The sequence below is a fragment of the Carnobacterium sp. genome, assembly GCF_040274945.1.
Taxonomy (GTDB): domain Bacteria; phylum Bacillota; class Bacilli; order Lactobacillales; family Carnobacteriaceae; genus Carnobacterium_B.
The window spans coordinates 1-25,593 of sequence record NZ_JBEMAR010000009.1 but is presented as its reverse complement, the minus strand read 5'-3'; the positions used below and the strand labels follow the sequence as shown (position 1 = coordinate 25,593).

The 25,593-nt window shown below is 35.7% G+C and carries 19 protein-coding genes; 16 read left to right on the top strand and 3 right to left on the bottom strand.

Translation table 11 applies throughout. The features are described 5' to 3' along the window. Nucleotides 1-44: 44 nt before the first annotated feature. Entirely contained in the window at nucleotides 45-581 is a 537-nt protein-coding gene (ntdP, locus tag ABS916_RS10175) for a nucleoside tri-diphosphate phosphatase (protein ID WP_013711011.1), read from the top strand. Between the two features lie 200 nt (nucleotides 582-781). Continuing rightward, a complete protein-coding gene (locus tag ABS916_RS10170; protein WP_350451782.1) occupies nucleotides 782-1,621 on the top strand; it encodes a hypothetical protein in 840 nt (279 codons plus the stop codon). A gap of 56 nt (nucleotides 1,622-1,677) precedes the next feature. Here ABS916_RS10170 and ABS916_RS10165 read toward each other — a convergent pair whose 3' ends face one another. Beyond that, a complete protein-coding gene (locus ABS916_RS10165) occupies nucleotides 1,678-2,775 on the bottom strand; it encodes an FUSC family protein (protein WP_350451781.1) in 1,098 nt (365 codons plus the stop codon). A gap of 126 nt (nucleotides 2,776-2,901) precedes the next feature. After that, entirely contained in the window at nucleotides 2,902-4,194 is a 1,293-nt protein-coding gene (locus tag ABS916_RS10160; RefSeq protein WP_350451780.1) for a glutamate-1-semialdehyde 2,1-aminomutase, read from the bottom strand. Nucleotides 4,195-4,427: 233 nt separating this feature from the next. On the opposite strand from ABS916_RS10160, the gene ABS916_RS10155 reads away from it, so the two are divergent. From ABS916_RS10155 to ABS916_RS10145, 3 genes are all read left to right on the top strand, one after another. Continuing rightward, nucleotides 4,428-4,880, top strand: a complete 453-nt coding sequence (locus ABS916_RS10155) for a Fur family transcriptional regulator (RefSeq protein ID WP_350451779.1) — start codon at nucleotides 4,428-4,430, stop codon at nucleotides 4,878-4,880. 175 nt (nucleotides 4,881-5,055) lie between these two features. Further along, nucleotides 5,056-6,009: a LacI family DNA-binding transcriptional regulator gene (locus ABS916_RS10150; protein ID WP_350451778.1), complete on the top strand. Its 954-nt coding sequence runs from the start codon at nucleotides 5,056-5,058 to the stop codon at nucleotides 6,007-6,009. A gap of 45 nt (nucleotides 6,010-6,054) precedes the next feature. Next, complete coding sequence (locus ABS916_RS10145) at nucleotides 6,055-6,939, top strand: diacylglycerol/lipid kinase family protein (RefSeq protein WP_350451777.1); 885 nt, start codon at nucleotides 6,055-6,057, stop codon at nucleotides 6,937-6,939. A 463-nt stretch (nucleotides 6,940-7,402) separates the two neighbouring features. On the opposite strand, the gene dsdA is transcribed toward ABS916_RS10145, so the two are convergent. Then, nucleotides 7,403-8,782, bottom strand: a complete 1,380-nt coding sequence (dsdA, locus tag ABS916_RS10140) for a D-serine ammonia-lyase (RefSeq protein ID WP_350451776.1) — start codon at nucleotides 8,780-8,782, stop codon at nucleotides 7,403-7,405. Between the two features lie 287 nt (nucleotides 8,783-9,069). On the opposite strand from dsdA, the gene ABS916_RS10135 reads away from it, so the two are divergent. The 11 genes from ABS916_RS10135 (at nucleotide 9,070) to ABS916_RS10085 (ending at nucleotide 25,137) form a co-directional block, all read left to right on the top strand. Further along, on the top strand, nucleotides 9,070-10,788 hold the full coding sequence (locus tag ABS916_RS10135) for an alpha-glucosidase (RefSeq protein ID WP_350451775.1): 1,719 nt from the start codon (nucleotides 9,070-9,072) through the stop codon (nucleotides 10,786-10,788). 119 nt (nucleotides 10,789-10,907) lie between these two features. Continuing rightward, entirely contained in the window at nucleotides 10,908-12,593 is a 1,686-nt protein-coding gene (locus ABS916_RS10130) for an alpha-glucosidase (RefSeq protein ID WP_350451774.1), read from the top strand. Between the two features lie 48 nt (nucleotides 12,594-12,641). Then, on the top strand, nucleotides 12,642-14,423 hold the full coding sequence (locus ABS916_RS10125; protein WP_350451773.1) for a glycoside hydrolase family 13 protein: 1,782 nt from the start codon (nucleotides 12,642-12,644) through the stop codon (nucleotides 14,421-14,423). 116 nt (nucleotides 14,424-14,539) lie between these two features. Next, nucleotides 14,540-15,817, top strand: a complete 1,278-nt coding sequence (locus ABS916_RS10120) for an extracellular solute-binding protein (RefSeq protein ID WP_350451772.1) — start codon at nucleotides 14,540-14,542, stop codon at nucleotides 15,815-15,817. A 189-nt stretch (nucleotides 15,818-16,006) separates the two neighbouring features. Further along, nucleotides 16,007-17,290 carry an extracellular solute-binding protein gene (locus tag ABS916_RS10115; protein WP_350451771.1) on the top strand — a complete coding sequence of 428 codons (1,284 nt, stop codon included), beginning with the start codon at nucleotides 16,007-16,009 and terminating at the stop codon, nucleotides 17,288-17,290. A gap of 85 nt (nucleotides 17,291-17,375) precedes the next feature. Beyond that, nucleotides 17,376-18,686, top strand: a complete 1,311-nt coding sequence (locus tag ABS916_RS10110) for a sugar ABC transporter permease (protein WP_350451770.1) — start codon at nucleotides 17,376-17,378, stop codon at nucleotides 18,684-18,686. Nucleotide 18,687: 1 nt separating this feature from the next. Beyond that, nucleotides 18,688-19,539 (top strand): sugar ABC transporter permease, encoded by an 852-nt coding sequence (locus ABS916_RS10105; protein WP_350451769.1) that lies wholly within the window; start codon nucleotides 18,688-18,690, stop codon nucleotides 19,537-19,539. 42 nt (nucleotides 19,540-19,581) lie between these two features. Continuing rightward, complete coding sequence (locus ABS916_RS10100; RefSeq protein WP_350451768.1) at nucleotides 19,582-20,442, top strand: DUF1189 family protein; 861 nt, start codon at nucleotides 19,582-19,584, stop codon at nucleotides 20,440-20,442. Then, the gene (gene mdxK / locus ABS916_RS10095) at nucleotides 20,435-22,726 is read left to right on the top strand and encodes a maltose phosphorylase MdxK (RefSeq protein WP_350451767.1); all 2,292 of its coding nucleotides are present in this window, start codon (nucleotides 20,435-20,437) and stop codon (nucleotides 22,724-22,726) included. Before ABS916_RS10100 ends, mdxK begins: the two co-directional genes overlap by 8 nt. Nucleotides 22,727-22,823: 97 nt before the next feature. Next, complete coding sequence (gene pgmB, locus ABS916_RS10090; protein ID WP_350451766.1) at nucleotides 22,824-23,483, top strand: beta-phosphoglucomutase; 660 nt, start codon at nucleotides 22,824-22,826, stop codon at nucleotides 23,481-23,483. Nucleotides 23,484-23,496: 13 nt separating this feature from the next. Beyond that, nucleotides 23,497-25,137, top strand: a complete 1,641-nt coding sequence (locus ABS916_RS10085) for a glycoside hydrolase family 13 protein (protein ID WP_350451765.1) — start codon at nucleotides 23,497-23,499, stop codon at nucleotides 25,135-25,137. Nucleotides 25,138-25,593: the final 456 nt, after the last annotated feature.

Genomic DNA, 25,593 nt, shown 5'->3' with positions numbered 1-25,593 from the left:
AATTCTTACGATTTTTATGTGAGAAAAAGAAAGTTGGGTTAGGGATGCATATTCCAAAAGAAGGAGAATACATCACAATCCAAAGCTATAAACATGATGGCAGTTTGCATCGCACTTGGAGAGATACCATGGTACTTAAGACAAGTGATCAATCGTTAATAGGAGTGAATGATCATACTCTTGTAACGGAATCGGATGGCCGAAGATGGCTAACGCGAGAACCAGCAATTGTTTATTTTCATAAGCATTATTGGTTCAATATCATTGCAATGATAAGAGATAATGGTGTTTCTTACTATTGCAATCTCGCTTCGCCTTATGCATTAGATGAAGAAGGCCTGAAGTATATTGATTATGATTTAGATATCAAAGTCTTTCCAGATGGCGAAAAACGCTTATTGGATGTAGATGAGTATGAAGATCATAGCATAAAGTGGAATTATCCTGATGATATTGACCATATTTTAAAAGAAAACGTGAAAATTTTAGTGGATTGGATCAACGAAGAAAAAGGTCCTTTTTCACAAGATTATGTTGACATATGGTATAAACGCTATCAACAGTTATCACATAAGCAATGACCTTTTACAGGATAAGATGACAGTAATTTCTCTAAGATAGATAGAAAAATAGTAAAGAGGTTCCAACATATTGGAGCCTCTTTACTATTTTAGTGAAAATGTATAGTGGCTTTGAATAAATGTATGGTAAAATAATTAAGGGTTCAATAACAAATGAAATTATTCCAGAAAAAATCAAGTATCAATAAGGAGTGAAAAAGGTGTCTAAAAAAAGTGGGTTTATTATTTTTTTACTAGTCATTTTAGCTGGAGGAGTTGTTTTTTTTGGCATGAGCTACTCAAAAAAACAGCAAGAACAATTAATGTCAGTTGCTGAACAAACGGATCAAAAAACAGAAGAAGTAACGAAAGAAGATGTAACTGCACAGATTGCTGGTTATGAAGAAAGTCGTAATGAGCTCTCTGTACTAGAATACTTGAAGTATGTCGGTTTATTAAAAGATGAAGTTTCAATTAGTTTTTATGGAGATATAGCTCAAGAAGAGCCATGGGTTTCTGAAATAGATGCATACATAAAAGACCAGATTGGCAGCACTATAAAAGTCAATCATTTGCCTTATACCGACTACAATTCTTATCAATTAATCAGCGAAAATAAAGTAACGGATCTTGCTCAAACAAATCCAGATGTTGTGTTTTTTCAATTGACACCTTATGCTGATCAAGAATTAGACATCGCTTTAACTGATTCAAGTGATTATTTAGAAATGAATTACGCTGCAATAAAAGATGTCTTGCCTGAAGCTTTGATTGTCTTTGTGTCTCCTAATCCAAGCAGCAGTGAAAAAGGAAACACTAATTCAAGAACACTTGATTATATTTCCTATTTAAATGAAATGGTATCAACAGTTGAATCTAATGAATGGCTAGGGTTTAATCTTCATGATAGTTACCTTGAAAAACTTGAGGCTGACGGGATTTCGTTGGAGAATACTTTAACAGAGAATGGCAAATCATTGAATGATGAAGGAACTGCTGTATACCGTACTTTATTCGAAGAAGCTTTAAATCAAAAGAGAGATACTACCAGCGGAATTTAATTAATGTATTTAAAAAGCAGTTGAGCGTATATGCTCAACTGCTTTTTTTACTATTTTTATTGTTCAATATGTTCAATGTTAGAGATGTCTGTATCTGGATTCCAATCGTTTCCTTTATAGCTGCTGATTAAAATATTTAAATGCTCTAAATATTCCTCATATTTTAAAATACTGGACATAATATGAATAACCGCATTACTTTGACCATAGTCATCGTGCAAGTATTCTTCCAAACTTGCTTCATCAAAGAAGGACTGCATAAATTCTTTTCTGAGCGGGGCTTTATACGCAATAAAGTTTACACTATCTGGTGAAACACGACCGTTAAATTTCAACAGAATTTGTTCATGGGCTGTGAGTAAAGTCTCCAGACGTTCTCGTATCAAAATACGCAAATCTTTTGGGAAATGATTAAATGAATTTTCATATTTATGAAACGTGTAAGACAAATTATAAGCTTCTCTTGTTGTTGCAATGATTTGTCTGTAAACTACTACCTTACGCATTTTTTGAATGCGGTCTTTTTTCCTCGTAGTCACTCCTTCATCTTTGAATAATGAAAGATAGACATCCATCCGATTGAGCTCTGACTTAATCCATTTTAAATCTTTTTTTAGAATAGGGTATTGACTGTTTTTTCGAACACTTGCACGTAAAAACTTCATGATTTCAGTCGTTGAGTAGTCGGTAACGTGATACAATTTTTCTTCATACTTTGGAGGGAACAAAATGGTGTTCACCAAGAAAGCGATAAAAACTCCCATAATGGTAGCTGCAACTCGTATAGTGGCATAAAGAATAAAATTATCTTCAGTAGTTTCCATAATCACAATCAACGTTACGGTAGCTAAACCAATCACACTGCTAAGATTCATCTGATTTAAAATAGCAATCAATAGACAAGCGGCTAGACCCACAACGAAAAAATGGTTGCCTAAAGTTAATGTGATGCATATAGCAACTAAAGCACCGATCAAGTTGGCGATAATGCGATCTTTAAGGGTATTGATGGATCGTTTGACTGAAGGCTGCAATGCGAAAATAGCTGATATAGCAGCTAAAACACTGCCAGATGGAAAGTTTAATAATGCAGGAATAGCTAATGCAAGCGCAACAGCTATTCCTGTTTTGAGCGTTCTTGCTCCAATTCTCATAAAATAGTTTCACTCCGTTTTATTGATAGTTATACTTGTATGATAAGCTACTTAGAGTCAATAAGCAAAGAATTTATAGTGAATAGTTTGAAAATTAAGATAATAGTATAACAATCAGCTGTGCTTTTAAGAAAGTTTGGAAAAAGCTTTATCAATCGCTTTTTTAGTTTCATCAATGTCTTCTTGCGTATGCATAATGGTTAAAAACCACGCCTCATATTTACTTGGTGCAAGATTGATACCTTCATCCAACATGGATTTAAAAAACCTTCCAAAACGTTCGGAGTCCGTATTTTTTGCATCTGCATAATCTTCAATTGGATGATCCGAGAAATAGACGGTTAATGACCCACCAATTTGGTTCACAACTGTTGGGATGTTATATTTTTTACCAGCCGCAAGAAGAGCATCTTTTAATTGAATAGCAAAGTCAGCCATTCTTTCATAGATTCCAGGTTCTTGTAAAACTTCTAAACAAGCAATTCCAGCTTGCATAGAAAGTGGGTTTCCAGACATTGTACCAGCTTGATAGGCAGGCCCAAGAGGAGCTACAGTATCCATGATACGTGTTGGTCCACCGTATGCACCAATTGGCAATCCTCCACCAATGGATTTTCCAAATGCTGTTAAGTCAGGAATAACACCCAACATATCTTGAGCGGCACCGTAATGGAAACGGAAGTTGGTGATAACTTCATCATAGATAACTAAGGCTCCATGTTCATGAGTGATTTCATTGACGGCTTCTAAAAATCCAGGTTTAGGGGCTACCATACCAAAATTTCCGACGATTGGTTCCACTAAAACAGCTGCGACTTTGTCTCCTAATTTTTCCATAACTGCTTTGTAAGATTCAATATCATTGTAAGGTACAGTGATCACTTCTTTTGATGTACCTACTGTTACTCCACCGGAATCTGTCGTACCTAGTGTAGAAGGACCGCTACCAGCCTCAACGAGAACGAGATCAAAATGACCATGGTACTGACCGGTAAATTTAACAATCAATTCACGATTTGTGTACGCACGAGCAACACGAACGGTTGTCATAACGGCTTCAGTTCCAGAATTTGTAAAACGTACTTTATCCATTGAAGGAATAGCAGTGGTTAACATTTTTGCAAAAGTCACTTCATGTTCAGAAGGTGTACCAAATAACACACCTGTATCTGCAGCTCTTTTTATTGCTTTTGCAATATGAGGATGATTGAATCCTGTTATAATCGGTCCAAAAGCTGCTAAATAGTCAATATAGCGATTGCCATCAACATCATATAAATAGGCGCCATCCCCGCGCGCCATGGTGACCGGATTTCCTCCACCAACGCCTTTAAATGAGCGGCTCGGACTATTCACTCCTCCAACAATAACTTGATTGGCTTCACGAGCTAACCGATCGCTTTGAGTATGGTTTAACATAAAATAATTGCCTCCTTAAAAGTAAAATCATTTCTATTGTAATGCTCCTACCATAGAAGTGCAATATTTCCCTTGGCAGCGGATAAAAGGATTTATTTGCAAAGTTAAGATAGAAAAGTTATCATTAAAGTATAATACAGTTATTATAAGATAATAATCACTATTAAGTAATCATTATGAAAAATATAAGCAATGAAAGTTTTTTATTTATTAAATTTGAAAGGGGGAGAATTATGACCTCAAATCATTTAGTAGCTCATTCGATTGAGAAATTAAAACGCGCGCATATACGCATTACTCCACAGCGTTATGGTATTTTGGAATATTTAATCGAGAATGATAATCATCCGACCGCGGATGAAATTTATCAGGCTTTAGCAGCAAGATTTCCTAATATGAGTGTGGCAACCGTTTATAACAATTTACGATTATTTACTAAAGTAGGTTTTGTAGATGAAATGAATTATGGAGACGCTTCAAGTCGTTTTGATTTTACTTCTGCACAGCATTATCATGCCATTTGTGAAGAATGTGGAAGAATCGAAGACCTTTATTATCCAGGACTAGAGGATATTGGTGACGTAACGACTACTCTGACTGGTTTTAAGGTTAAGAGACATCGATTAGAAATTTACGGTATTTGTCCTGAATGTCAATTGAAATTAGAGGGAAATGAAAAATTGTAAGTAATTAGGATAAATAAAAAAACACCTTTTGGTGCTTTTTTATTTTGCGTAAGATTAAAGATTATTAAGGGAACATTGACACAAAAATAAATTCTCTATACTATTAGCTTTACAATGTAAGATACAAATAGATTATACAAATAGGTATGAGACTAGGTAAGAGAAAGGAAACGGTATGACTACACTTAATGATGTTGCAAAAAAGGCGAATGTATCAAAAATGACGGTATCCAGAGTGATCAACCATCCCGAACAAGTGACTGATGAATTAAAAGAACTTGTTTTTGAAGCAATGGAAGAACTTAACTATCGTCCAAATGTTGCAGCAAAAGCATTGGTTAATAACCGTACACAAATCATAAAATTATTTATCCTTGAAGAAATGGACACAACGGAACCTTATTATATGCATTTGTTAACCGGTATTGCGCGGGAACTAGACAATCGTCATTATTCTTTACAATTGGTTACTAAAAACAATTTTGATATAGGCGCATGTGATGGATACATTATTTGCGGTATGCGTGAGAGTGATTACAATTGGATAAGCGGTGCAACAAAACCCGTTGTTTTATTTGGTGAAAATCGACATGGTTACGATTTTGTTGATTCGAACAATAAAGAAGGAATTGCGAAAGCAACACAATACGGCATTGATTTAGGGTATGAGAACATTATTTTTATTGGGATGGATGTAAAAGAACCCTTTGAATATTCACGTGAGAGTGGATATATAGTTACTCTTCAAAAAAATAAACGCCTGCCAGAAATTCATCGTTTTGAAAATCGTTCGCGTTATGCTGCAGAGTTTATTAGAGAAAACTGGAATAAATTCAAACCCAATACACTCTTTATTTGCAGCTCAGATCGATTAGCAATTGGAATCCAAAGAGGAATTATCAATATGGGTGGAAGCATACCTGCTGATTTTGGCATTATTGGATATGACGGCGTTTTTTTAGATCAGATTGCTTTTCCACAATTGACTACAGTAAAACAACCCGTTATTCAAATGGGAGAAGCTTGTGCTAAAATGGTGTTAAATAAGATTGAACAAAAAAATGCACCTCAAGGAGAACTTTTTTTTACTCCAGAATTAATTGTTAGAGGAACAACTATGCAAAAATAACCTTTTTTTAAATTAAAAAAAATTCATTAAGAAAGAAGTTTGAATATGACTAAAGCTATGATTATCGTAAATCCTTCTTCGGGTGGAGAAAAGGCAGAAAATTATACAGATAAATTGAAAAGACAATTTGAAACGAATTATTCTGAATTTGTTATCAAAAAAACAAAAAAATCAGGAGATGCCAAAGAGTTTGCGGAAGAAGCAGCTTTAAGAAAATATGATGCTGTTTTTGCAATGGGTGGAGATGGGACAGTTAGCGAGGTAGTGAATGGATTAATGCTCCATGAATCTGAAACAGTATTAGGCATTATTCCAACTGGGACTGTCAATAATGTGGCTCGAGCTATAGGTCTACCAATGGATCCAGAAAAAGCTATTGACTCATTAAAACAGTTGAGCATTAAGAAAATCGATGTGGGAAAAGTGAATAACCGTTATTTTATCAGTTCGACTTCGGTTGGTCCTATACCTGAATCGGTTCAAGAAGTAGATGTAGATATGAAAACAAAATTCGGCGTTTTTGCTTATTTGATTGAAGGAATAAAAGCATTGAAGAATGATGAAACGTATACCTTCGAACTAGATATTGATGGAGACAAATGGATAGCTGACTACAGTATGCTTTTGATTGCTATGAGCAATTTTGTTGGTGGAGTAGGCACTGTTATTCCTGAAGCAGAGGTTGATGATGGAGCTCTCCATTTAGTAACCTTGAAAGAGACAACAGTAAAAGAAAAATTAAGTTTAGTGCCAGAATTATTTCAAGATACAGATTACACAAAAGATCAACTGGAACACCGTTCGTTTAAAAAAGCAACGATTCGTTTATTAGAAGATAAAGAAACCAAATGTACTGTTGATGGCGATAAGGGGATAGCCTTCCCACTTGAACTTGAAGCGGTCCCGCATTCATTGAAGGTTTTTGTGTAGTAATTAATAATGGTCCTATACTATTTGGAGTGAAAAATTTATTCACCAAATAATATAGGGCCATTTACTTTGCGTTAGAACTAGCGAAAGCCTCTATCCGACATTCTTCTCTGAATTTTTTTAGGAAATAGTGAGTAGGTGGCTTCTACTCGACATTCTCATTTGATATTTCTTAAAAAAAAGAGACTAGTAGGTATCTACTCGACATTCTCATATGATTCTATTTAAGAAATATACGCTAGAAGGTCCCTACTCGACATTGTCGCTCGAATCTCTTTAAGAAATAGTGACTAAAGAGCTACTATTCGACATTTTAATTCGAATTTCCTTAAGAAATATACCATAGAGAGTTTCTACTCGACATTCAAATCCGATTTTTCTAACTAAATATGCATAATCTAAAAAAACGCCAGAAGTAAAAAAACTTCTGGCGTTTTTTGTATTATTATCAGGAGAATTCCTTTTAAATAATTTTTTCAGTCGTTTGAGAGAGCAAACCTGTTTCGTAAAATTGATCCATATCTTCTTTAGGGACCATACTGCCGCCTGTTGCCCAAGCAATATGTGTAGCTTGATCCATTTTATCTGATAGTTCATGTTTTTCTAAATATCTTTTGCCTTCTTCAGATTGGCATAATCTTAAAGCGCCTGGAACGCCTGCTAAAGCTGCGGGTTCTAAATAGATTTTTTCTTTATCAATAAGAGCACTTAGTAAACGGTTTGTTTCAAAGTCATCAATAGTATAAGAACCGCTAAAAAAATGTTTCATAATACTAGCAACTAGTTTTGATGTACGAGGTACAGCTAGTCCATCGGCTACGGTCAAACCATCTAAGCCAAAATCTTTAACAGATACTTCATCATATTTTTGAGTCATTAACCCTACTGTCATAGAAGGAACGTGTGTAGGCTCTGCAAAAAAACAATGAACATTGTCTCCATAAATTTGCTTCAATCCGAAAGTGATACCGCCTGGTGAGCCACCAATGCCACATGGTAAGTAAACAAATAAAGGATGATTTTCGTCTACCAGAATGTTTTCTTGAATCAATTGTTTTTGTAACCGATTAGCAGCAACTGTATAGCCTAAAAACAATTCAATTGAATGTTCATCATCGACGTAATAACTCATCGGATCTAAATTAGATTGCTGACGTCCTTTTTCTACGGCATTTGTAAAGTCAGACTCATGTTCAATAACCGTAACTCCACGAAAACGCAATAAATCTTTTTTCCATTGCTTTGCTTCCACGGACATGTGTACCGTGACGTCAAAGCCTAACTTAGCACCGACAGTACCTACGCTGATTCCCAGATTTCCAGTAGTACCTACCGCGATTTTATAATTTGAAAAGAACGCTTTGAACGGCTCACTTGCAAATAAGGCATAATCATCTGTATAACTGGTAATCAGACCATGTTCTAACGCTAGATTTTCTGCATGCTTCAATACTTCATAAATGGCTCCTCTTGCTTTTATGGTTCCAGCAATCGGTAGTGTATCGTCTCGTTTTAATAAAAAAGTTCCTGGAATAGAAGAATGATAAACTGTTTCAAGGTATTCTTTCATAGAAGGAATGGAAGACAAAGGAGATTCAATGATTCCATTGGATACTTCGGTTTCTGGAAAATCAATCCTTAAGTAGGCTGCAAAACGGTTTAAGCGTTCTTCAGCATCATTCACATCATCTTTTGTATAGGGAACTAAGGACGAAGCTTCTTCAAATGGAATTTTAGCTTCGTTGATCCAAAAGATTTCTTTTAAAGAAAGAAGATCTTCTAATTGGGGGATTTCTTTTTCCCATGTATCCACAGTTTTACCAGCAACACTAATACTCGTCATCATTATACCTCTTTCTACTAGGCAGTTACGCCTGTTGCAATTACTGAAAGAGTAACACTTTTAGCATTTGAAATCTAGAAAGATCCTGATTTTTAAGGGAATTATTAGAAAGCCTCAGCATATGATTCTGCTTCGTTTAGTTTTAAATTTAAGTTAAAGCAAATGAAAGAAACTAATCTCATTGGAGGACACTAGAATAATCTACAATCATTAAAGTGGCAATCCTTTTTATGAATACATACAATAATTACTATAAGCAGTTATCCATTTATAGAGGAGTGGTAGGAGTGCAAGAGAATAATTGGTGGAATGAAGCAATCGTTTATCAAGTATATCCAAGAAGTTTTAAGGACACAAATGATAATGGTGTAGGAGATCTTAAGGGAATCATCAGCCGTTTAGACTACATTCAGCAATTAGGTGTGACAGCTATTTGGCTCAACCCCATTTTTACTTCACCACAAGTCGATAATGGGTATGATGTCTCTGACTATTACACGATTGATCCGATTTTTGGAACCGTTGAGGATGCAGTGGAATTAATCGAAGAAGCACATAAACGCAACATGAAAATTATTTTTGATTTGGTTGTCAATCATACTTCTGACCAACATATTTGGTTTCAAGAAGCCTTAAAAGGCCCAGAAAACCCTTATCGTGATTTTTACATTTGGGAAGATGCGCGAAAAGGTGGTCATTTGCCAAATAATTGGGTCTCTGTTTTTGGGGGTTCAGTCTGGGAAAAGGAACCTGCTGGTGACCAGTACTATTTTCATTTATTTAAAAAAGAAATGCCAGATTTAAATTGGGACAATCCAGAAGTGGAGAAAGCGATTTTTGATGTAGGAAAATTTTGGTTGGATCATGGAGTGGATGGCTTTCGGTTAGATGCATTTATTCATATGGATAAAGCCGATGATTTTTTTCAAGTGGAAATGGAAAATGGTCGGGAATTGGTATCTGCTCAAAAAATAAATGCATTTCTACCCAATATAAAAAATTACGTTCAAAAATTATCAATGGATTTGCATGAAGTTAAAGAAGATATATTTATCTTAGGAGAAGCAGCTTCAGCGAATGTTGATTTAGCATTTGAGTATACAGATCCTGCTAATAATATGTGCGATGCCATTATCTCCTTTTTAATTTTTCCTGAAGATGAGTCAATGAAAGATCCTCGGTTACCTTTTAATATGCAATCAGGGCGATTGGATAAAAAGGCATTCAAAAGAGTCATGAATGAGTGGCAAAATAAAATGGATCCGTACGGCGGCCCAATTTTATACTGGAACAATCATGATATGGCACGGGCGTTATCTCGCTATGGAAATTTAAAGGAACACAGGGATAATAGCAGCAAAATGTTGGCAACGTTAATGTATCTTCAAAAAGGGATACCGTTTATCTATAACGGAGAAGAGATTGGGATGCGGAATTTACATTATAGTGACCGTGCACAATTTGATACACCAGGCGCTGTATCTTTTTATGAAAAAGCAAAACAACTAGGGTATTCTGAAGAACACATCTTAAACGAGCTGAACCATACTGGACGTGATGTTAGTCGAGGAGCTATGCAATGGGATAACTCTGAGTACGCTGGGTTTTCATCAACTAAACCTTGGAGCGGTGTAAATGTGGAAGAAAAATACAATGTGGCGGAACAAGAAAGAGATTCAAACAGTATCTTAGCCTATTATAAAAAGCTTTTAAAATTAAAAAAAACAGCTATTTTTACAAAAGGATCATTCAGATTACATGAGACAAAAGATACATTATACATTTATGAACGAAACTATGATGGGCAACGGGCAATTGTCTGTTGTAATTTAACGGACACACAAGAACACCTGCAAGAAGAAGGTGTTTCAACACTTGGTTGGAAAGTTATTTTACAAAATGAAGGCAATGCTATCGATAAGGATGCCATTACATTTGCTCCATATGGGACGGTCGTTTTTATGTATGAAGATCTATTAGCTGACGAAACAGCAAAAAAAGAATAATTTCCAACTAAAGAAGTTGTTACCGGTAACAATGCACTTTTTATTGTAAGTGCTTTCTAAATTCTGTAAGCTAATAATTGAAAAAGGAATTTAGCAAAGTCAAAGGTGGTATGTTCTTCATGCAGGATAAATGGTGGGAAAATACAGTTGTGTACCAAATTTACCCTAAAAGTTTTCAAGATACAGATGGTGATGGAATCGGTGATTTAAAAGGAATCATTCAACGATTGAATTACATTCAGTCGTTAGGAGTGAATATGATTTGGTTGAACCCCATTTTTGTTTCTCCACAAGTTGACAATGGTTACGATGTTGCAAACTATTACGCCATTGATGATCATTTTGGTACCATGGCAGATATGGAGAAATTAATTGATGAAGCACATAAACGCGGGATAAAGATTATGCTTGATTTTGTATTAAATCATACATCTGATCAACACCCTTGGTTTCAAGAAGCTTTAAAAGGGCCAGAAAATATATACCGAGATTATTATATTTGGCAAGATCCGTTAGAACAACGATCTGTACCAAATAACTGGGGTTCATTTTTTGGCGGGTCTGTTTGGGAAAAAGAACCTAAAGGAAGTTCTTTTTACTTTCATTTATTCGCAAAAGAGATGCCTGATTTGAATTGGGAAAATCCTGAAGTGCGTTTAGCAATGGCTGATTGTGCTGAATTCTGGTTAAACAAGGGAATTGATGCCTTACGGTTAGATGCGTTTATTCATGTAGAAAAAGAAAATGGATTTCCAGATGTTGGCACAGCTAGTAAAGATGAAATTGTATTGGCAGAAAATTATTATGCTAATCTACCAAAAGTCATTGACTACATGAAAGAGTTTAGTCAACGCATTCGAAAAAATCATCCCGATGTTTTTTTAGTCGGTGAAGCGGCATCAGCAAGTCTTGAATTAGCAAAAAAATACACAGATCCAGCAGATGAAGTGTGCGATAGTGTGATAACCTTCCGGTATTTTCCAGAAATAGAAGAGTCAAAAGATGAACGACTTCCATTAAGCCTGCAACATGGAAAATTAGATCTCGAAAAATTCAAACAAACCATGTCCGAATGGCAAAAGGGATTAGCTGCAATTGGCGGACCAGTTTTGTATTGGAATAATCATGATATGGCACGAGCAGTATCACGTTTTGGTGACGTTGAAGATTATCGTGATAAGAGTAGTAAAATGTTGGCCACATTAATGTATCTGCAAAAAGGCATTCCGTTTTTGTTAAATGGTGAAGAAATTGGGATGAAAAACTTAGAGATCAAAAATATCGACCAGTTTTCATTACCCGGGGCGGATATTTTTTATCAACAAGCACTTGATTTAGGGTATCCAAAAGAATTTGCCTTAGAGCAGTTGAATGCACGAAGTAAAGATGTCAGTCGTGGAGTAATGCAATGGGATGACTCGAACTATGCTGGATTCTCAACGCATCGCCCATGGAGTGGCGTGAACCATGAAGAAAAATACAATGTAATGGATCAAGAGTCAGACGCGAACAGCATATTGCATTACTATAGAGCAGTATTGAGATTAAAGCAGAAGACTGTATTTATCGAAGGTGACTTTAGGTTGTTGGAAACCAATTTGGAAACCTATTGTTATGAACGGATTTGGAAATCCAGTAAAGCAATCGTGTGTTGCAATATGTCAGAGAACAAACAAACGATTACACTTGAAGATTTAACAGCACAGCCCTACACAGTTGCATTGACCAACGATGGCAACATTCTGCAAGAAAACCAATTAAATTTGAGTCCATATGGTGCTGTAGTTCTATTAATGGACCTATAAAAAGTAATTTATTCGTTACTAAATAAAAAAAGAATTGAGGAAATAACGATGGAAACAGCAGCAATTTATCACAGACCAGATAGTGAATACGCGTACTTATATAAACCAGAACAGTTTCATATCCGTCTAAGAACAAAAAAAGGTGATGTAAAAAAAGTTAGTTTGATCAGCGGAGATCCTTACTCTCATGGAACAGAAAAATGGTATGAAGAAGATAAACCAATGAAATTGATTTTAAGTACGGATGTCCATGATTATTGGATGATGGAAACCTACGTAAAAACAAAACGTATCGCTTATTGTTTTCATGTTGAAGGAACTGATGGTATAGAAGTCCTTTATGGAGATCGTGGTGTATTTCCGTTTACAGATCACTACTTAGAAGATGCCAATACCTTTTTTAGAATGCCTTACTTACACGAAGTCGACAGAGTAAAAACACCGGAATGGGTAAAAGAAACCGTATGGTATCAAATTTTCCCAGAACGGTTTGCTAATGGAGATACAACGAATGATCCTGAAGGAACGTTGCCGTGGGGCAGCAAAAAAAATCCTGGACGAGATGATTTCTATGGTGGTGACTTGCAAGGGGTAATCGATCATTTGGATTACCTAGTGGATTTGGGAGTCAACGGTATTTACTTTTGTCCGTTGTTTAAAGCTAAATCAAATCACAAATACGACACAATTGATTATTATGAGATCGATCCTGATTTTGGCGATAAAGAACTGTTTAAAAAGGTTGTTCAAGAAGCACACAAACGTGGTATTCGAGTCATGCTGGATGCTGTTTTTAACCATTTAGGAATGGATTCGATGCAATGGCAAGATGTTCTTGAACATCAAGAACATTCTCGCTATAAAGATTGGTTCCATATCAATCAGTTTCCAGTTGAATCACTGGCTGATTTATCGGTTGAAGAACTCGAGAATGTTAGTGAATTAAGTTATGATACTTTCGCATTTACAGGACATATGCCCAAGTTAAATACCAGCAATCCAGAGGTCCAAGACTTTTTATTAGATGTGACTACGTATTGGATCAAAGAATTCGATATTGATGCTTGGCGTTTAGATGTTGCGAATGAAGTTGATCATCATTTTTGGAAGAAATTTCACCAAGCTTCGGTAGATGTAAAAGAAGACTTTTATATCTTAGGAGAAATTTGGCATTCTTCGCAAAGCTGGCTTCAAGGTGATGAATTCCATGCTGTGATGAATTATGCTTACACACAAACGATTGAAAATTTCTTTATGAAAAAAGACATTACGGCAAGTAAAATGGTTGCTGGATTAAATGAACAATTGATGTTGTACCGCAATCAAACGAATGAAGTTATGTTCAATATGTTGGATTCTCATGATACTGCTCGATTATTGACTATCAGCAAAAACAACCAAGAATTAGCTAAGTCAGGATTAGCCTTTATGTTTGCACAACATGGATCGCCATGTATTTATTATGGAACTGAAATCGGTATGGACGGGTTTAACGATCCTGATTGTCGTAAATGTATGATTTGGAATGAAGAAGAACAAGACAGTGATATGCTTGCTTTCACTAAAGAAATGATCGCATTTAGAAAAAATAACCAAGAATTGTTAAGTTATGGAGCAATAGAATGGTTTGACATTCGTGATGATGAAAAAGTTGTTGGAATGAAAAGGACCAATGGTGATGAAGAACTGATTTGCTACTTTAATCAAGGCGAGCAAGATCTAGAACTTACGTTAGAAAGAACACCGGAGACCTTACTACGGAACTTAGCTTTTGTAGACAATAAATTATTATCAGTCAAAAAAAATGGCTTTGTTATTTATAGAGCTTAAAAGAATAATAGAACTAGGCATAAGACTTAGTTCTATTTTTTGCGTTCAAATGGTAACGTTTGCAAAAAAATCGCGGAAGTAAGATAATAAAGTTAACTGAGAAGGAGGAGATTACAGTGGAGAAAAGGGTTTGGAAAAATATAGTGTTAGGTTTGGTATCGGCTAGTGCGTTAGTATTGGCTGCTTGTGGTAGTGGGGAAGAGACAACTGGAACGGATTCGTCAACGGGTGGGGACGGAGAGGCTTCAACTTTAAAAATAGATGTAGATCCTCGATACATTGATTATGTTAATGAAATTATTCCAGCTTTCGAAGAAGAACACAATGTAACGATTGAAATTTCTGAACGAGACATGTTCGATGGACTAGAAGCTTTGCCACTGGATGGACCTGCTGAAATTGGATCTGATATTTTGATTGCTCCGTATGATCGAGTAGGTATATTAGGTCAACAAGGTCATATAGCAGAGGTTACTTTACCAGATGATGGACGCTATGATGAATTAGATCAAAGACAAGTTACGCTTGATGAAAAAATTTATGGTGCACCTTTTGTTATTGAATCATTAGTAATGTATTACAATAAAGATTTAATTGACCAATCACCGGAAACGTTTGAAGACTTAGAAGCATTGTCAGAAGATGATCAGTATGCTTTTGAAAATGAAGAAGGCACAAATACTGCTTTCTTAGCTAACTGGACAACTCCGTATCAATACATTGGTTTACTTTCTGGATATGGGGGTTATGTCTTTGGGGAAGAGGGTACGGATCCAACAGATATTGGGTTAAATTCACCTGAATCTGTTGAAGGTATCACCTATGTAACAGACTGGTATCAAAATGTTTGGCCTCAAGGAATGCTAGATGCAACTAGTTCAGAAGACTTTATGAATGAACTATTTACTAGTGGTAAAACGGCCGCTGTCATCAATGGACCATGGGGTGCAAGTGGCTATGATGATGCAGACGTGAATTATGGTGTTTCAACAATCCCGACGTTACCGAATGGAGAAGAGTATGAACCTTTCGCAGGAGGTGTAGCGTGGGTAGCCAGCAAATACTCGAAAAATCCTGAATTAGCCCAAGAGTGGTTGGACTATGTCACGAATGCAGAAAATAGTGAAACGTTGTATGAGTTGACTTCAGAAATTCCAGCTAATCAAGAAGCTAGAACCGTTGTCAGTGAATCAGGCAATGAATTAACAAAAGCAGTTATTGAACAATTTAATACAGCCGTACCGATGCCCAACATCCCTGAAATGAGCGAAGTATGGACCGGTGCTGAGACAATGATTTTTGATGCTGCATCTGGAAATAAAACTCCGCAACAAGCTGCTGATGATGCGGTTCACTTAATTGAAGAGAATATTACACAGAAATACCAAAACTAAACGACAAAAGACAATACTGTTTTTAGAGCAACCGCTCTTTGGACAGCATTGTCTTGTTTTTTGAGGGTGAAAACACCTAATTAAATTTCTGTTACCGGTAACATCGAGAAAACGTTTGCAGAAAGCGGTTTGATACCTGATAATAAGGATGTAATTAAAAATAACTCATATTTGAGGAGGATACATAAAATGAAGAAGACAGGTTGGAAAAAATATGTTTTAGGTTTGGTATCTGCTAGTGCACTAGTGCTTGCAGCATGTGGAAGTGGGGAAGAAGCTACAGAAACAAGTTCGTCAACTGGAGGAGAAACTGCAGGAGGAGATTCAACGCTACAAATTTCTGTCGACCAAGGGTATGTAGATTATGTTGAAGATATTAAAGGTGCTTTTGAAGAAGAGCATGGGGTTACTATTGAAGTAACGGAACGCGATATGTTTGAACAATTGGAAGCGTTACCTCTTGATGGTCCGTCTGGAAATGCACCTGATATTATGATGTCTGCTTATGACCGTATGGGATCATTAGGACAGCAAGGACACATTGCTGAAGTTACTTTAGGTAATGACGATCAATACGATGATACAGATAGAGCTCAAGTAACGCTAGATGGAAAGACTTATGGTGCACCATCTGTAATTGAAACATTGGTATTATACTACAATACAGATTTATTGGATGAAGCACCTCAAACATTTGCAGATCTAGAAGCATTATCAGAAGATGATCAATTTGCTTTTGATGGAGAAGAAGGAAAGAATACAGGATTTTTAGCTAAATGGACGGACTTTTACTTTACTTATGGTTTAGTTGCTGGTTATGGCGGATACGTTTTTGGTGAAGATGGAACAGATCCAACAGATATTGGTTTGAACAATGAAGGTGCTGTTGAAGCTATCGAATATGCTACTGACTGGTTCCAAAATACATGGCCACAAGGTATGCAAGATGTAACAAGTGCGGATGCTTTTATTACAGATCAATACTTAAATGGTAAAGTTGGCGCATTTATTGGTGGACCTTGGCAAGCAGCTAGCTTAAAAGATGCTGGCGTTAACTATGGTGTTTCTACTATCCCAACATTAAACAACGATGAAGCCTATGAAGCATTTGGAGGCGGAAAAGGATGGGTTGTCAGCAACTATTCTGAAAATAAAGATGTTGCTCAAGAATGGTTAGACTATGTAACAAATACTGAAAACCAAAATAAATTCTATGACGCAACAAATGAAGTACCTGCAAATCAAGAATCACGTGTTTACGCGACAGAACAAAATGATGAATTAACAACAGCTGTAATCAACCAATACAAAGATGCACAACCAATGCCAAACATTCCTGAAATGGCTGAAGTTTGGACGGGTGCTGAAAACATGTTGTTTGATGCAGCTTCAGGAAATAAAACACCTCAAGAGTCAGCTGATGATTCTGCTAAATTGATCAAAGAATCAATCGAACAAAAATACACAAATTAAATCATAACTAAAATTGAACAGGTTTCGGCAGAGGATGCAATTGTTCTCTGCCGAAAAATGTTAAAAGAAAAAGGAGGAGTTTAAAATGTCTTCTCAGACAAAACCTCAGAATGGGAAAAACGAAAAAAAAGCAATGTTGTACTCAATAATACCAGGTTTAGGACAGCTTTATAACGGACAACGGTTTAAAGGAATTGTATTTTTAGCTATTTTTGTCGCATTTATTGTCGAGATGATCGTTTTTGGTATTGATGCATTTAACGGACTTATTACTTTAGGAAGCACTCCAATGGAAGATCATTCATTATTTATTATGATAGAAGGAACACTTCAACTCATCATAACGATTATCTTCTTAGCCTTTTACGCATTAAATATATATGATGCTAAACGTGTAGCTAACAGTTGGAATAATGGACAAAAAGTTAATGTGACCGCTAAAGAAGTCATGTGGAATGTCTATAATGCAGGTTTTCCTTACTTATTGATCATACCTGCTTACTTAATGATGGCCTTTACCATTATTTTCCCCGTGTTGGTTACATTATTTATGGCATTTACAAACTATGATTTTTATCATATTCCACCAGCATCTTTGATTGACTGGATCGGTTTGAAAAACTTCGTAAATATTTTCTTCCTAAGTACCTATAGGGATGCATTTACGTCTGTTTTCAGTTGGACGATCATTTGGACATTCAGTGCGACAACCTTACAAATTGTTATCGGAATTTTCACAGCAGTTATAGCCAATCAATCCTTTATTAAAGGGAAACGATTCTTTGGTGTTATCTTCTTACTCCCGTGGGCGGTACCTGCTTTTATCACAATTTTATCTTTTTCAAACATTTTTAACGATAGTATCGGAGCAATCAATACTCAAGTTATTCCGTTAATAAATAATTTGCCCTTCGTAGAAATAGGAAGAATCGCTTGGAAAACAAATGCATTTTGGTCTAAGATGGCTATTATCATGATTCAAGGCTGGTTAGGGTTCCCGTATATTTATGTTATGACAACAAGTATTTTGCAATCTATTCCAGAAGATTTATACGAAGCTGCCAAAATAGATGGAGCTAGCGCGTTTCAGCGTTTCAGAGAAATTACAATGCCGATGGTATTCATGGTAGCTGCTCCAACGTTTATTACACAATACACTGGAAACTTCAATAACTTTTCAATGATCTATCTCTTTAATAATGGTGGGCCAGGAAGTGTCGGTGGTGGTGCAGGTGCTACAGATATCTTGATATCCTGGATCTATAAATTAACGACCGGAACTTCGCCACAATATTCAATGGCAGCTGCAATCACCTTGATCATTTCAGCTTTAGTTATCACTGTTTCCTTGTTAGTCTTCAAGAAAACAAATGCATTTAATATGGAGGATGCATAATATGAATAAATTAGTTAAATCTCAAAAGACTTCTCGTTTCCTTAGTCAATTTTTCACTTACGTCTATATGATCGCTTTGGCGATCATTATCATCTATCCGTTACTGATTACAGCTAGTTCTGCATTTAAATCTGGTAATATAACGGCGTTCTCATTAGATCTAAATTCAGAATGGACGTTATCTAACTTCACCCGTTTATTTCAAGATACGCTGTACGGCACATGGTATAAAAATACTTTGATGGTAGCTGTTTCCACTATGGTCATTCAAGTAGCATTGGTTACGATTGCTGGATATGCCTATAGCCGTTACAACTTTTTGGGAAGGAAAAAAAGTTTGATGTTTTTCCTTGTTATTCAAATGGTGCCAACAATGGCTGCATTAACTGCCTTTTATGTTATGGCATTACTTTTAGAAGCATTGGATCAATTTTGGTTCTTAACTATGTTATACATTGGTGGAGGAATACCGATGAATACGTGGTTAATGAAAGGGTATTTTGATACAGTTCCAAAAGATTTGGATGAGTCAGCTAAGCTAGACGGAGCTGGACATTTTAGGATTTTTTGGCAAATCGTACTTCCGCTTGTACGTCCCATGATTGCTGTGCAAGCACTTTGGGCATTTATGACTCCATTTGGTGATTACATGCTGGCTAGATTCTTGCTAAGAAGTCCAGAGAAAATTACAGTCGCAGTAGGATTACAAACGTTTATTAGCAACCCGCAAGACCAAAAAGTAGCTTTATTTGCAGCTGGTGCGATTTTGATTGCTGTTCCAATATCTGTATTGTTCTTCTTACTACAAAAGAATTTTGTTTCTGGTCTGACTACTGGAGGAACAAAAGGATAATCATCTCAATATATGAACTTTAAAAAGAAAAGAAGTGAAACAATGAAAACTGATGCATTCCCGTTAAATTATTTTAAAAGTATTTGGTCTCCTAGAAAAGTATTTAAAAATCGGCATCAACTAAATTGGTTTCAAATTTTTGTTGTGTTGCTTTTTGTTAATAGTTTATTGATGATTCCAGTATCATTAAATTATATGAAATTGGATACTTTTCCAGTTGAAGGAACGTTACCTGGTTCATTTGGCTTAATAGATGAAGCAGTCGTTTTAAAACTACAAGAAGGTCAATATAAGAATGGAACATTAACGTTACCAGAATCATTTATGCTTTCATCTGAAAATGGTACGGTTAGTGGTTTGTTGACAGAAGACGAGATGACAGAAGCACTAAAGTCTGAAAATGCACTGATTTTTCAAAAGGACGAATTCCTGATTAAAGAAGGCAGTCAGGATGTCTCAACTATTCCATATACAAAAGATTTCGATCTAACAAAAGTCACGAATGGGAATGAATTAAAAGATGCCCTTTCGCGACAATGGTTTATCAAAAACAAAGGATATACTATAGCAACATTGATGTTTCTTGTATTCACCATTACATTGATTAGTACGTTCTTTCTAACGTTTGGATCAGCTATCTTTTTGTATTTGACAAGAAAAAGTCAATTTTCTTCTATTAAAACCTATAAAGAATCGGTCAATCTTTTAATTAATTGTATCGGATTGCCATCATTCATAGGGCTGTTGATCGGGTTGATTCAATTTGACATCATTATTCTGCTAATGATTCAATCGGTAGGATTAGTGATTATGCTTCTGTTTGTTTTTTACCAAACAAAATTTAATGATGCAACGAATGAGAAAAATCTAAAAAAGCATTTGGAGGTAAAAGCACATGATTAAGCGTTTATTTGATGTTGACCCATGGAGAGTAAAGTCAACAAACTTAGATAGAACAGATAAAAGACTACAAGAAAGTTTAACATCCATTGGAAATGGGTACATGGGGATGCGGGGAAACTTTGAAGAAGGTTATTCAGGTGATTCTCATTTAGGAACGTACCTTGCAGGTGTCTGGTTTCCGGATAAAACGAGAGTCGGCTGGTGGAAAAACGGTTACCCAGAGTATTTTGGAAAAGTGATCAATGCCACAAATTTCATTCCTGTCGAATTAATGGTAAACGACCGCAAAGTTGATTTGGCGATCGATGAAGTAAAAGACTATGAAATAGATTTAGACATGAAAAAAGGCATTTTGTATCGCTCATATACATGGGTTGAAGGAGAAAAAGAAATCCGTTTTACCTTTAAGCGTTTTGTGAGTGTTGCGACAAAAGAATTAGCAGTTGTTGAAGTTACAGCTGAAGTCTTAAAAGGCGATGCAACAATCATTTTCATACCGAAGATGGACGGCAATGTTAAAAATGAAGACAGCAACTATGAAGAAAATTTTTGGTTGGAAATGAAACGTGTTTCAGGTGAAAAAAGTAGTCTAACGACTAAAACGATTGAAAATCCTTTTGGAGTAGAACAATTTACTGTAACAACTATGATGGAAAGTAGTGCAGAAAATTATGAAAGAAGAGAATTTTCTGAAGGATTTATGCAAGTGGAAGAAAAAATCACTTATAAATTAGTTGCTGGTGAGAAAGCCAAAGTGACGAAATATGTCAGTGTGTTGACAAGCCGTGATGTGCAACCTGAAAATCAAAAGGCAGTAGCTGCAGAAATCTTGGATCAAGCTCTCGCATTAGGTGTAGAAGCAGTAGAAGCAGAGCACATAGCAATCTGGGAAGAACGTTGGCACAAAGCCGATGTGGTGATTGAAGGAGATGCTGAAAGTCAGCAAGGAATTCGATTTAGCATATTCCAATTGTTTTCTACTTATTATGGTGAAGATAACCGTTTGAATATTGGTCCAAAAGGTTTCACGGGCGAAAAATATGGCGGAGCTACTTATTGGGATACGGAAGCTTTCATTTTGCCTATGTACTTATCAGTAGCTGATGAAAAGGTTTCAGAACAATTGCTTACTTATCGACACAATCAACTACCAGGTGCGTTTCATAATGCTAAACAACAAGGCTTGCAAGGAGCTTTGTATCCAATGGTGACATTTAATGGTATCGAGAGTCATAATGAATGGGAAATTACTTTTGAAGAGATTCATCGAAACAGCACGATTGCGTATGCAATCTATAATTACACGAACTATACTGGTGATGAAACTTTCTTAACAACTAAAGGGATTGAAATGTTGGTTGCAATCTCACGTTTCTGGGCTGACCGTGTGCATTTCTCTAAACGAAATAATCACTACATGATTCATGGCGTTACAGGTCCGAACGAATATGAAAACAATATTAACAATAATTGGTACACAAATACGATGGCGGCTTGGACTTTACGCTATACATTGGAAAGTCTAAAAAAAGTTTCTCCAATTGTAGTAAATGAATTGTATCTAAAGGATGAAGAAATGTCTAAATGGGAAGACATTATTGAAAAGATGTATTACCCACACGACGATGAATTAAATGTCTTCGTGCAACACGATACCTTTTTAGACAAAGATTTGCTGACAACTACTGACCTTGATCCTACTGAAAGGCCCATCAATCAACATTGGTCATGGGATAAAATTTTACGCTCTTGTTTTATCAAGCAAGCGGATGTCTTACAAGGTATTTATTATTTGAACGACGAGTTTACTTTAGAAGAAAAAGAAGCCAACTTTAATTTCTATGAGCCAATGACGGTTCATGAGTCTTCACTTTCTGCATCCATCCACGCTATTTTAGCAGCAGAACTTGGCAAAAAAGAAAAAGCGGTTGAATTGTATGCACGTACAGCTCGTTTAGATTTAGATAACTACAACAATGATACTGAAGATGGACTGCACATTACTTCAATGAGTGGCGGATGGTTGGCTATTGTTCAAGGATTTGCCGGTATGCGTACATTCAATGGTAAACTGATTTTCAAACCTTTTTGTCCGGAAAACTGGACAGAATATAACTTTATGATCAAGTACCGCGGACGTTTGCTTCATATCTCGGTGACACAAGAAACTGTGAGCGTCCGTTTAGAAGAAGGCGAGCCGCTTGACCTTACTTTATATGATCAAGAAATGGTGTTGTCAGATGTAGTTGAAAGTCCGATTCGGTTTTTCCAGACAATTAAATAACAAAATGTTGAATTTAAAAAAGCAATCAATAGAAAGCTATCAAATTGATAAATTCATTTGATAGCTTTTATTATTGTTAAAAAGGAGCAGTTAGCAAATGATTAAAGGATTTATTTTTGATTTGGATGGTGTTTTGACAGATACTGCTGAGTATCATTACCAAGCTTGGAAAAGAATGGCAAATAAATTAGGTATTCCGCTTGACCGTGAAATGAATGAGCAACTAAAAGGGATCAGTCGAATGGATTCTCTAGAGCGCATCTTAGCAATAGGCAATCAAACGGAAAAGTATTCTGTTGAAGAAAAAGAACAATTAGCAAATGAAAAAGATGAAGATTACAAAAAGTTGATCTTAAGTGTTACACCTAATGATTTATTGCCCGGAATAGCAGATTTACTAGCAGATCTAAAAAAAGAAAACATTCGATTAGCGTTAGCATCTGCCAGTAAAAATGGACCAGTCATAATGGAGAAACTTGGAATAGCAGATTTATTTGATACGGTAGTTGATCCTGCATCATTAGCTAATGGAAAACCGGATCCGGAAATTTTTATTAAAGGTGCAGAACAATTACAGTTAAAGACAGAAGAATGTGTAGGTGTGGAAGATGCTCAAGCTGGCATTGAATCAATTAATGCGGCCGGGATTTTTTCTGTAGGTGTAGGTACAAAAGAGATGATGAAAAACGCTGATTATGCTGTGTCAGATACAAGTGAGTTGAAATTAAGTGACATTTTAAAAAAAGCAACTAACTAAGGAGTGATCGATAGTGGAAAAAAAATGGTGGCATAGTTCTGTTGTATATCAAATCTATCCTAGAAGTTTTCAAGATAGCAATGGAGATGGAATAGGCGATATTCAAGGTATTATTCAACGCTTAAGCTATTTAGCTGATTTAGGGATAGATGCTATCTGGTTAAGTCCAGTTTATCAATCTCCTAATGATGATAATGGATACGACATTAGCGATTATCAAGCAATTTCTCCAGAATTCGGAACAATGGATGATATGGATGAGCTCATTCAAAAGGCCAATGAATACGGAATTCGGATTGTTATGGATCTAGTTGTCAATCATACTTCTGATGAGCATTCTTGGTTTATAGAATCACGAAAAAATAAAGACAATGGATATCGAGACTATTATATTTGGCGGGATGGACAACCCAGTGATATGCCTCCTAATGAGTTAACGTCCATCTTCAGTGGATCGGCATGGGAGTTGGATAAACAAACCAATCAATATTATTTGCATTTATATAGTAAGAAACAGCCGGATTTAAATTGGGAGAATCCAAAAGTTCGCAATGAAATTTGGCAAATGATGAATTTTTGGCTGGATAAAGGGATCGGTGGATTTCGAATGGATGTCATTGATCTGATTGGAAAAATTCCAGATGAACTCATTACTGGTAATGGTCCAATGTTGCATACATACCTTCAAGAAATGCATCAGAAAACATTTGGTAAGCTAGACGTTTTAACAGTAGGCGAGACTTGGGGAGTAACGACTGAAGATGCAAAATTATATTCCGCACCTGAACGCAATGAATTATCGATGGTCTTTCAATTTGAACATATTGGCTTAGACGAACAACCTGGTAAACCTAAATGGGATACAAGACCCTTGGACTTTATTAAATTAAAACAAGTTTTTACAAAGTGGCAGTTAGCGTTAGATGGAGACGGCTGGAATAGTTTATTTTGGAACAATCATGATATTCCACGCATTGTATCTAGTTGGGGCAATGATTCTCCACAATATCGTGTCGTTTCCGCCAAGATGTTTGCGACTTTCTTACATTTTCTTAAAGGAACGCCTTATATCTACCAAGGTGAAGAAATAGGGTTAACGAATACACCAATCTCTTCTATAGAAGAAGTAAATGATATAGAAAGTATTAATATGTACAATGAACGAATGCAGCAAGGTTACAATAAAGAAGAGATTATTCGTGCTATCAATAAAAAAGGACGAGATAATGCTAGGCGTCCGATTCCATGGGATGAGTCTTTAAATGGAGGATTTAGCACTGAGATTCCTTGGTTGGCGCTCAACCCTAACTATCAAGATTTGAATGTTAAAAAAGATCAACAAAACGAAGAATCCATTTTTAACTACTATAAAAAGTTAATTCGTTTAAGAAAAGAACACGAACTGATTGTATGGGGTGATTATAAAGAATTGTTGCCAAATGATCCCCAACTTTTTGTTTATGAAAGAAGTTATCAAGGTGAAACATGGCTAGTCATTATTAATTTTTATGAGAAACCAACTATATATAAAGATGATGACCGGAAAGTTGAGACTATTGTAATCAGTAATTATATGGATAGTAGTAAAAAAATAGATAAGTTAGAATTACGACCATTTGAATCGGTTGTTTATAAGTTAAAGAAAAGTCACTAACGCAACTAAAAATAAAAAGCGAACAAAAATCTTTTTTTATTTACAATAGTTCCGATGTGAAAAGCGCTTTGAATATATATACGTCTTTTCACGAATTGCAAATAAATAAATGTTCGCTTTTGTATTTTTTTTGTAAAGAATGTAAACTTTATGGTTGACCATCTGGGCTAGACTTGTTATAGTAATTGATGTTGCAAGTAGTTTAACACTGGCAATAAAGAAAAAAATATTCTTAAATAAATCAATATTTCATTTGACAGTCTGTTACAGATTGTGGTAATCTAATAAATGTCGCTAAGCTAAATGCAAAAAACGTTTTTGGATATTTATTCAAAAATAAAATAAAAAAGCTTGACGAAATTTAAAAACTATTGTATTATTTAGAAGTTGTCAGAAACGCGACAACAAGCTTTAGACCTTTGAAAACTAAACAAAGTAAGACGAACCAAATGTGAG

Bases quoted from the DNA above. Each gene is read 5' to 3' on its own strand.
- ABS916_RS10150 (WP_350451778.1), top strand. From the start codon at position 5,056: ATGACTACACTTAATGATGTTGCAAAAAAGGCGAATGTATCAAAAATG.
- mdxK (WP_350451767.1), top strand. From the start codon at position 20,435: ATGATTAAGCGTTTATTTGATGTTGACCCATGGAGAGTAAAGTCAACA.
- ABS916_RS10160 (WP_350451780.1), bottom strand. From the start codon at position 4,194: ATGTTAAACCATACTCAAAGCGATCGGTTAGCTCGTGAAGCCAATCAA.
- ABS916_RS10105 (WP_350451769.1), top strand. From the start codon at position 18,688: ATGAATAAATTAGTTAAATCTCAAAAGACTTCTCGTTTCCTTAGTCAA.
- ntdP (WP_013711011.1), top strand. From the start codon at position 45: ATGCATATTCCAAAAGAAGGAGAATACATCACAATCCAAAGCTATAAA.
- ABS916_RS10125 (WP_350451773.1), top strand. From the start codon at position 12,642: ATGGAAACAGCAGCAATTTATCACAGACCAGATAGTGAATACGCGTAC.
- ABS916_RS10145 (WP_350451777.1), top strand. From the start codon at position 6,055: ATGACTAAAGCTATGATTATCGTAAATCCTTCTTCGGGTGGAGAAAAG.
- ABS916_RS10165 (WP_350451781.1), bottom strand. From the start codon at position 2,775: ATGAGAATTGGAGCAAGAACGCTCAAAACAGGAATAGCTGTTGCGCTT.
- ABS916_RS10110 (WP_350451770.1), top strand. From the start codon at position 17,376: ATGTCTTCTCAGACAAAACCTCAGAATGGGAAAAACGAAAAAAAAGCA.
- pgmB (WP_350451766.1), top strand. From the start codon at position 22,824: ATGATTAAAGGATTTATTTTTGATTTGGATGGTGTTTTGACAGATACT.
- ABS916_RS10100 (WP_350451768.1), top strand. From the start codon at position 19,582: ATGAAAACTGATGCATTCCCGTTAAATTATTTTAAAAGTATTTGGTCT.
- ABS916_RS10130 (WP_350451774.1), top strand. From the start codon at position 10,908: ATGCAGGATAAATGGTGGGAAAATACAGTTGTGTACCAAATTTACCCT.
- ABS916_RS10115 (WP_350451771.1), top strand. From the start codon at position 16,007: ATGAAGAAGACAGGTTGGAAAAAATATGTTTTAGGTTTGGTATCTGCT.
- ABS916_RS10155 (WP_350451779.1), top strand. From the start codon at position 4,428: ATGACCTCAAATCATTTAGTAGCTCATTCGATTGAGAAATTAAAACGC.
- dsdA (WP_350451776.1), bottom strand. From the start codon at position 8,782: ATGACGAGTATTAGTGTTGCTGGTAAAACTGTGGATACATGGGAAAAA.